This is a genomic window from Novosphingobium sp. Chol11, from assembly GCF_945870625.1.
GTDB lineage: Bacteria > Pseudomonadota > Alphaproteobacteria > Sphingomonadales > Sphingomonadaceae > Novosphingobium.
In genome coordinates this window covers 20,672-28,820 of the sequence record NZ_CAMBTS010000032.1, presented here as the reverse complement: position 1 = coordinate 28,820, position 8,149 = coordinate 20,672, and the positions used below count along the sequence as shown (strand labels likewise).

7 protein-coding genes and 1 pseudogene are annotated in these 8,149 nt (G+C 58.1%); 4 read left to right on the top strand and 4 right to left on the bottom strand.

All coding sequences use genetic code 11. The annotated features are described in order from the left end of the window. Positions 1 to 16: 16 nt before the first annotated feature. Positions 17 to 963, bottom strand: a protein-coding gene (locus Q0O40_RS07685; protein WP_295528247.1) for an IS630 family transposase whose coding sequence is annotated in 2 segments (ribosomal slippage) — positions 17 to 627 and positions 627 to 963 — 948 coding nt in all. Because the reading frame shifts where the segments join, the coding sequence is not laid out codon by codon here. 906 nt (positions 964 to 1,869) lie between these two features. Here Q0O40_RS07685 and Q0O40_RS07680 point away from each other — a divergent pair. The 4 genes and pseudogenes from Q0O40_RS07680 to Q0O40_RS07665 form a co-directional block, all read left to right on the top strand. Further along, positions 1,870 to 1,992, top strand: a pseudogene (locus tag Q0O40_RS07680) (IS5/IS1182 family transposase); the annotation flags it as partial. Positions 1,993 to 2,216: 224 nt separating this feature from the next. Next, the gene (locus tag Q0O40_RS07675) at positions 2,217 to 3,554 is read left to right on the top strand and encodes a cytochrome P450 (protein WP_295528244.1); all 1,338 of its coding nucleotides are present in this window, start codon (positions 2,217 to 2,219) and stop codon (positions 3,552 to 3,554) included. Continuing rightward, positions 3,551 to 3,952 carry an antibiotic biosynthesis monooxygenase gene (locus tag Q0O40_RS07670; protein WP_295528241.1) on the top strand — a complete coding sequence of 134 codons (402 nt, stop codon included), beginning with the start codon at positions 3,551 to 3,553 and terminating at the stop codon, positions 3,950 to 3,952. The genes Q0O40_RS07675 and Q0O40_RS07670 overlap by 4 nt, the downstream gene beginning before the upstream one ends. A gap of 179 nt (positions 3,953 to 4,131) precedes the next feature. Continuing rightward, entirely contained in the window at positions 4,132 to 4,335 is a 204-nt protein-coding gene (locus Q0O40_RS07665; protein ID WP_295528239.1) for a hypothetical protein, read from the top strand. Positions 4,336 to 4,471: 136 nt separating this feature from the next. On the opposite strand, the gene Q0O40_RS07660 is transcribed toward Q0O40_RS07665, so the two are convergent. From Q0O40_RS07660 to Q0O40_RS07650, 3 genes are read right to left on the bottom strand one after another with little or no spacing between them, the layout of a single operon-like run. Further along, positions 4,472 to 6,844, bottom strand: coding sequence for a membrane-bound PQQ-dependent dehydrogenase, glucose/quinate/shikimate family (locus Q0O40_RS07660; protein WP_295528237.1), 2,373 nt, complete (start codon positions 6,842 to 6,844; stop codon positions 4,472 to 4,474). Between the two features lie 46 nt (positions 6,845 to 6,890). Then, on the bottom strand, positions 6,891 to 7,133 hold the full coding sequence (locus Q0O40_RS07655; protein WP_295528235.1) for a biotin/lipoyl-containing protein: 243 nt from the start codon (positions 7,131 to 7,133) through the stop codon (positions 6,891 to 6,893). Between the two features lie 11 nt (positions 7,134 to 7,144). Then, a complete protein-coding gene (locus tag Q0O40_RS07650) occupies positions 7,145 to 8,137 on the bottom strand; it encodes a transketolase C-terminal domain-containing protein (RefSeq protein WP_295528233.1) in 993 nt (330 codons plus the stop codon). Positions 8,138 to 8,149: the final 12 nt, after the last annotated feature.

Sequence of the window (8,149 nt, the reverse complement as noted above, 5' to 3'; positions counted from 1 at the left end):
TTAGAGCGGTTTCCGTTCATTCTGGTTCATAGCCGCAGGATTTGAAGTAATTGGCGCATTCGTCTGGCTGGAAGATGTCGACGAGCCTGCCGATCAGGTCCCACAAGCCGCTGACGGTTCGCTCGCCCACTTTGCGGAGCATAGCCTTGAGCCGGGAGAAGGCTTTCTCGATTGGGTTGAAGTCCGGGCTGTATGGCGGAAGGAAGCGCAGGGTTGCACCGGCTGCTTCGATCCTTTCCTTCACGGCGGCCCGCTTGTGGCTGGAGAGGTTGTCCATGATGACCACGTCGCCGGGGCGCAGCTCGGGCACCAGGACCTGTGCAACATAGGCTTCGAACCAGTCGCCGTTGATCGGTCCGTCCAGCACCATCGGCGCAACCATACCGGTCATGCGCAGGCCAGCGACCAGCGTGGTCGTCTTGCGATGGCCGTGCGGGAAGCCCATTCGCAGCCGTTCGCCTTTCCGGCAGCGCCCGTGACTGCGGGTCATGTTGGTGGCGGTCCAAGTCTCGTCGATGAAGACGAGGCGTTCGGGTTCGAGATCGATCTGACCGTCGAACCAGTGCCGACGTTGCCTCAGGACGTCGGGACGGTCCTGCTCGATTGCGTGCCCAGTCTTTTTTTGCGCGTGATCCCGTGGCGCACGAAGAAGCGATGCACTGTGCCGATCCCGACCGGGGCGCCGCGCTCGATCAGCCGCGCCTGAACCTCTACCAAGGTCATGTCTCCCTGCTCGGCGATCAGCTCCCGGATGAAGCCGCCATGCGCCTCGATCTTGCCCGAATGTCGGTCCCCGCCGCGCGGCTTGGCCACTGCCTGACCGTGCTCCAGCGCACGCCTTCGCCAGCGGATCGCACTCGATACGCTGACCCCGAACCGTGCAGCCGCCGCATGGCAACTCAGCCCGCTATCAATCGCTGCAACAACTCGGTCCCGAAGATCCTGTGAAAGCGTTCGTGCCATCCATGCTGGCCTCCTGCCACCAGCAGGAAGTCTGAATCACAACGCCGCCGCAAAAGGAATCCCCGCCGAGTCACTTCGTGTGGAAACCGCTCTAAATCACAACCTCAAATCTGTGCCATTGGTGCTGACGGGGAACAGCTGGGATCAGATGCTTGAGGCGGTTTGGGTTGGCAAATGGGATGAAAAGGCGTTGGGGGTCGCAGGATACGAGATAACGCCGGCCTTCGCATCGGCCGTGCGCAGCGAAAGAGTCCCAGGAGGCCTCAGGGGTGCCTTACAGCGCGAAAGACGGGAGCGCTGCTGCCCGTGGTTGCCGAAGCAATGCGGGGCGCTCCTAGGGGCCTCTAGGGTAGTTGCAATGTGCTTCACTTCTAGCACCCGCATCCTCGAACGGACTTGCTTCGGCGAGGCCGATCGGGATGGGAATGGGGAACCGCTGCACGCAATAAAAACTGCTGTACGCGATAAAGTGAGGCCAACTCTTTGCCTTGGCGGTAGGCACTTAATGGCAGATGGATCGGTACAGATTAGGTTCGACGATCGACATAACGCCCCATGACGGAGCGGAATGATCGCCCTTTCCATCCAGAAATGGCGGGGAAGCTCAGTGAAATTGAGTACGACCACTATGTGCTGCGCATAGTGGGCAAGGTTGGAAGGGCGCTTATGGTGGGTCTGGGAGTCTCGGACCGCGCCCGCCCCCCGGCCCCACCCGCGCCGTGCCGCCGAATTTGATATCCGGCGTCCGCACTAATTTTTTTGGTAAATCCGACTGTTTCCAACAAAATGTAGGCATACAATCAACGACTTTTTCGGAGAACGACATCTGGAGCGCCGGACAAGAATGGCGGGTTCGTCCCCTCAAAAGCCAATCGCAAGGTGCAAATCCCTCACGATACGGTCCTCTACCGTCGCCGCCACAAGATTGAAAACATGTTCGGCAGGCTCAAAGACTGGCGCCGCATCCACACCCGCAACAACCGTTGCGCCCACACCTTCATGTCCGCCATCTTCTGGCTCAATCAATGAGTCCTGACCCTAGCGCTTGCAAATCCAAAAATTTACCGCATAGTCTTACTCCTATCTGTTCGTTTTATAGAGCTTTGCCTATTCGTTGCGGCGAATAATTCGACAGCAGTCAATCGCGATAATCGTTTATATGAGTGTAGCGAATAAAATCCGGCTTGAATTTTTTATCAGCCAACAATAGCTAAATAAAGCTTTGGTATTGATTAAATGTACAGGAGAGTACGATGTCGCAGGCCAATCCTGATCTGAGCGCGATGGCGTGCCCGCACGCGCTAGGCGACGTCGATCTTTTCGGCCCCGGCGCGGCCGAGCACTGGTATGCAGCTTATCCCATTTTGCATACAGAGGCGCCAGTGCTGCGCCTGCCGGGCGAAGGGCTGACCCCGGACCGCGACGCTTATGTCCTTACAAAATATGCTGATGTGGCGCGGGTGGTGCGTGATTGGGATCGGTTCACACCGTTGCTTTCGATGCTGATTGAGCAGATTGCCGAGACCGGCAAACTGGCGCGCGAAATGCCTGATCTCGACGCCATGGTGCAATCGATCGCTACCTTGCGCCCCACGCCCGACCTGTGGCGGGCGCACCGCCAGCAGTTGACCGATCCGTGGGTTGGTCCGGGCGCAAAGCGGCACGAGGCGATGATCACTGGCCATGTCGATAGCCTAATCGAACGCTGGATCGGCGAGCCGACGATCGATTTTGTCAGCCAGTTCGCCCGCGTGCTGCCGCAACTGACCATGGCCAGCGTGCTGGGCTTCCCGCTGGAGGATATCGGCAAGCTGGAAATCTGGGGCAATGCGCAAGTGATGTCCTATGTCCACGGCTGCGGGCATAATAATATCCTGACGCCCGAGCAGACCACTGAGAAGTTTCGCCTGCTGGCCGGCCTTTCGGACTATGTGCGCGACCAGGTGCGGGCCAAGCGCGCGCAGCCGCAGGACGACATGATCAGCTTTTTGACCCAGGTCCATTACGACGCGCTGGACCGCAAGCTGACCGACGCGGAGATCGACGGGATCGTCTATGCGATGATCATCGGCGGGCTGGAAACCACGCAATATGCGCTGGTCGAGCAGGCGCAGCTGATCTGCGAGCGGCCCGGGCTGTTCGACACGCTGAAGGCGGATCGCGCGGCCATCCGCAGCTTCATCGAGGAAGCCATGCGGCTGCGCTCACCCACGCAAGGGCTTTCTACCCGGATCACATCGCAGGACGAAGTATTTCAAGGCGTTGAGGTTCCAGCCGGATCTACCCTTCATCTGCGCTGGGGCGCCGCGAATATCGACCCGGACGAGTTCGAAGATCCGCTCGAATTGAAGCTCGACCGCCATGCGGTGACGCGCCATCTGGCGTTTTCGGCAGGCCCGCGAATCTGCCCGGGCACCGGGCTTTCGCGGCTGGAGCAGACGATTGCCTGGAACCGGCTGTTCGACCGTTTGGACGGAATGGATTATGCGCCCGGCAACACATTTTTGCATCAACCGGGCATCATGCTCGGCACGCTCGCGCTGCACCTTGCTATCACCCCGGCCATCATCCCCACGGAGAACCCCGCATGACCACCCTGCTTGCGCATATCACCATCAAGCCCGGTACAGAGGAACAGTGGGAGGCGATCATGCACGACATGGTCACCCAGACGTTTGCCACCGAAGAGGGCGTGCTTCGCTATGAATACTGGAAGGGACAAGAGCCCAACATGTATTACTGCCTGCTCTCGTTCAAAGACAAATGGACATTTTATAACCATCAGATGTCTGATCACCACGAGGGTCATGATTTTGGCGCGGTGCTGGATAGTATCAAGCTGGAATACGTCGATCCGGTGGCCGGCGCTGGCGGCGGTTTGCCGCAGACCAGCGATCCAGCGCTGCCCGATGATGCCAGCGAGGCGATGAAGACGGCGCAGGAGCGGTTTCCGCTCGACATCCCGGTATGGTGGGCGGTACGCAAATGAGTCGTGATGAGGCCCTGCAGGCGCTGCTCGACAAACAGGCCATCGGCGAAGTGATCGCGCGCTATTCGCGCTCGCTCGATTGGCTCGATGAAGACGGACACGCCAGTTGCTAATGGCCCGAAGCCGCGATCGATTAAGGCTTTTTCAAAGGCAGCGCGACAGACTTGGTGCCGGTGGTGATGCAAGTCGAGCGCGCGAGCGCGCAGGTCGGCGAGGATGGCACTTATTCCGGCACGATGTATGGCGGGCGCTATGTCCACAAATTCGTGGCGCACGGCGGCGAGTGGCGGATTTCGAAGCGCGATGATGCGCTCGACTGGTCGTTGCCGCTGCCGATGCTGGAGATACTGGCCAGCGAGCATCCGCAGTACCGGGTTATGTGAGGCGAAATTGATTTGTGTTCTGCGGGGGCGTTTAAGAGATCTGCCCGTCACAACACATACCGACATGGTGTCGAATTTTTTCGAAGTTTGCGAGTTTTGAAACAATCGAGTGGCCTACGCACCCTGTTTAGCCTGGTTAATGAATAGGCAGCGCAAAAGCGACCACATGATCACCAGGTGTGGTGTGCATATACATGTGGCCCCCTGCAGCGATCACCACAAATTGCCGGCCCGATTTTCTCGACACATATGTCATCGGCGTTGCTTGCCCACCTGCGGGAAGCCGCCCGCGCCACAGTTCCCGGCCAGTCTCCGTATCGAACGCGCGTAAGTAGTTGTCGAGCGTGGCACCGATAAATGATAACCCCGAAGCGGTGTTTACCGTGCCGCCAAGATTGAATGCTCCTGGTATGGCGATGTGAAACGGAGCAGTATCAGCAGTGGTGCCGAGCGAGCGGCTCCAAGCTATTTTACCGCTTCGCAAATCAACAGCGGAAATTCGTCCCCAAGGCGGAGCATGACAAGGAATGCCAAGCGGTGAAAGCATTGGGAATAGGCTGACCCCATATTGAGTTCCGATTTGCGGCAGATAGCCGGGCACGTGCGAGTCCTTTGCTATCGCCGGGCGATCATCTTGCCGCGCGTGACGGAATAAGCGTACTTCTTGCGGAATAGCAGCCGAGTTCACAATCATGAACTTGCGCATGGGATCGATGCTGACGCTGCCCCAGTTCAGCATTCCGAACGTGCCGGGATACTGGATTGAGCCTCGTTCAGACGGTGGCGTAAACATTCCTGCATAATCGAGTGAACGGAAACGAATTCGGCACCACAGTTGGTCCAAGGGGGTGACACCCCACATTGCCGCTTCGGTCAAGGGCGGGGGGGCAAAGGATGCAAAGCCGTTAACAAACGGCTGCGTCGGTGAATAATACTCACCCGGGAGGCGTCCTTGTGGCACGGACCGTTCTTCAACACCGGTAAGCGGGCGGCCAGTGCGCCGATCCAGGATAAAAACTTCTCCGCGTTTGGTCGGAGCCGCAAGTGCGGGTACCGTCCGCCCATTAACGGAAAAATCGAACAGCACCGGCTGTGCTGGCATGTCATAATCCCAAAGATCGTGATGGACCGTCTGAAAATGCCAGCGTACCTTTCCGGTGGTCACGTCTAGCGCCACTATTGAACTGGCGTAGCGTTCCAGAAGCGCAGAGCGGTGCGTGCCGACGTGATCGGGCGTGGCGTTCCCGGTCGGAAGATAAACAAGCCCCAAAGCAGGATCGGCGCTGAACACGCTCCAGGCGTTCGGTGAACCGCGAGTCCACTGGTCATCGATTCCGGAAAGCGGAGCATCATCGGATTTGCCGCTGTCCCATGCCCACAGCAAGCGCCCGGTTTTCACATCGAATGCACGCACAACTCCGGAAGGATCATCATGTGTAAAGTTATCACGTACATAAGCGCCCAGGATCGCGGTATTTCCGACGATTGCCGGCGGCGACGAACTGTAGCTGCGCAGCGGGTCGATTGCCCCCATTCCGGTGTCTAGATTGATGCTGCCATCGGTGCCGAAATCAGGGCAAGGCGCGCCTGTTTCCGCATCGCTGGCCAACATCCGGCCGTCTACGGTGGTGCTGATGATGCGCCCTGCGCATAGCCCCATTGCGGTTGTATCGCGGTGCACGGACACCCCCCGACAATTGAGCATTTGCGCGTTGCCAGTGCGCGTGTGTGGATCGCGCAGCCAAACCTGTTGTCCGGTATCAGCATCGAGGGCAAATACCTTCCCAGTTGGTGAGCAGAAGATAACGCGGTCATCCACTATCACCGGTGTTGCCATAAAGGAGATCGGCGCTTTGATTTCGGGGCGTTTGGCCGCAGTGTCGCCTGTTTCAAAGGTCCACGCGGGCCGCAGCATAGTGACGTTTTCGGGCGTAATAACCGACGCGGGCGAATGGCGCGTTCCGCTATTGTCACCACCATAAGCGCTCCACTTGGCATCAACAGGTGCTTGGGAGAAAGACTGCGAATGCGCCAAGGATGACACTCTTGCTGCGGATGGTGCTACCTCAAACACTGGCGTAGTGAAAAACGTGATGGCCAGTGCCAGCGCCGCCCACGCAGTGGCCAGAGCCACAGATCGTCTACCAGATTTATTGGCCGTTCCCCTTGGTTCTTGCTGCAAAGGTCCAAGTGCAAGCGCGAGCAGTAGGCCGATAATCGCAGGGCCTGCGAGGCGGGGCAACAACTGCCAGAATGAACCACCCACCTCCCACAAAGCCCAAATAGTGGTTCCGGCCAGCATAGCAGCGTAACCCTCCGGCCCATATCGGTCCGCACGCCATATCAGAACGCCGGAAACGACGCAGGCCATACCGGTTATAAGGTAATATGCAGTCCCGCCCATCACGATAAGATAAGCACCGCCTACCGTCAGTACTGCCCCGACAAGGAAGATGAACACTGCGATGATCTGAAGCAACCATCTTCTTAATGATGCGCCCATGGCCATCTTGCTCGCTTTCGTTCGGTAGATGCGTGGCTGCCAGTCAATGGGTTCAGTCGGTCGAGATCACCGCCATCGGTGCCCGCACGTCAATCGTTTCGCCCTCTGCTGCGACAATACGCACCAGCGTGCCCGATACAGGTGCTGGCACCTCAACCGTAGTCTTGGCTGCTTCCACTTCGACTAGAATCTCGCCTTCGGTTACCCTTTCGCCTTCAGCTTTCAGCCACCGCACGATTTCTCCATCCTGCATTCCCATGCCATATTGCGGCAGTACCATCGTGATTTCCGACATTATGCTGATCCTCAAGCTGGAACAGGAGTGCCAGCACCCACCAAGCGGCGTGCGGCATCGACGATACGAGCTACCGAGGGATAGAGCGGCTTTTCGATGTGTGGGCTGAACGGCAGATGCGTATCAGGCGTAGTAATTCTTACCACTGGCGCGCGAAGCGCCTCGAATGCATACTCCGCAATTGTCGCGGCAATTTCACTGGCTGCGCTGCAGGTTTTGTGGGCAGGATCGACGCAGATGGCGCGGCCGGTCTTGCGCACAGATCGCAGGATCAGCTCATGGTCGAGCGGAACCAGAGAGCGCGGGTCCACCACTTCGATCGAAATGCCCTCGCGCGCCAGTTGTTCGGCCGCCTTGAGCGCTATGTTGACCGCGCCGGCAATCCCGATCACGGTGATATCGGTGCCTTCGCGCTTCACATCTCCCTTGCCCAGCGGGATCACAAAATCCATGTCGTCGGGCACTTCTGATTTATTGGTCCAGCAGGTGGAATCCTCAAAACTGAGCACCGGATCATCGCTGCGGACCGCAGCTTTGAGCAGACCTTTCATGTCGCGCGCATTGGATGGGGCGATAATTTTCAGTCCGGGCATGTTCATGAACATTGGATAGGGCCGGTCGGAATGCTGCGCAGCATTGGAGTTGCCGTAAAACAGGCAGCTGCGGATCACCAATGGTAGCCGGGCCTGTCCGCCATAAATGTAGCTTGATTTGGCGATAATCGAACAAATCTGGTCCATCGCCGGAAACAGAAACGATGAAATTGTAGCGTCCACGATCGGTCGCATTCCGACAATGGCTGCGCCACCGGCCGCGCCGATGAACCCGTTTTCCGATATCGGCGTATCACGAATGCGGGCTTCGCCAAATTTCTCGAGAAAACCAGTTGTGGTGCCGAAAACATTGCAGCGAATGTCCTCGCCCATCATGAAAACTCGGGAATCGAGGATCATCTCCTCCATTTGAGCCTGCTGGATTGCTTCCAGATACGTAATCCTAGCCATGATGCGGTGCTT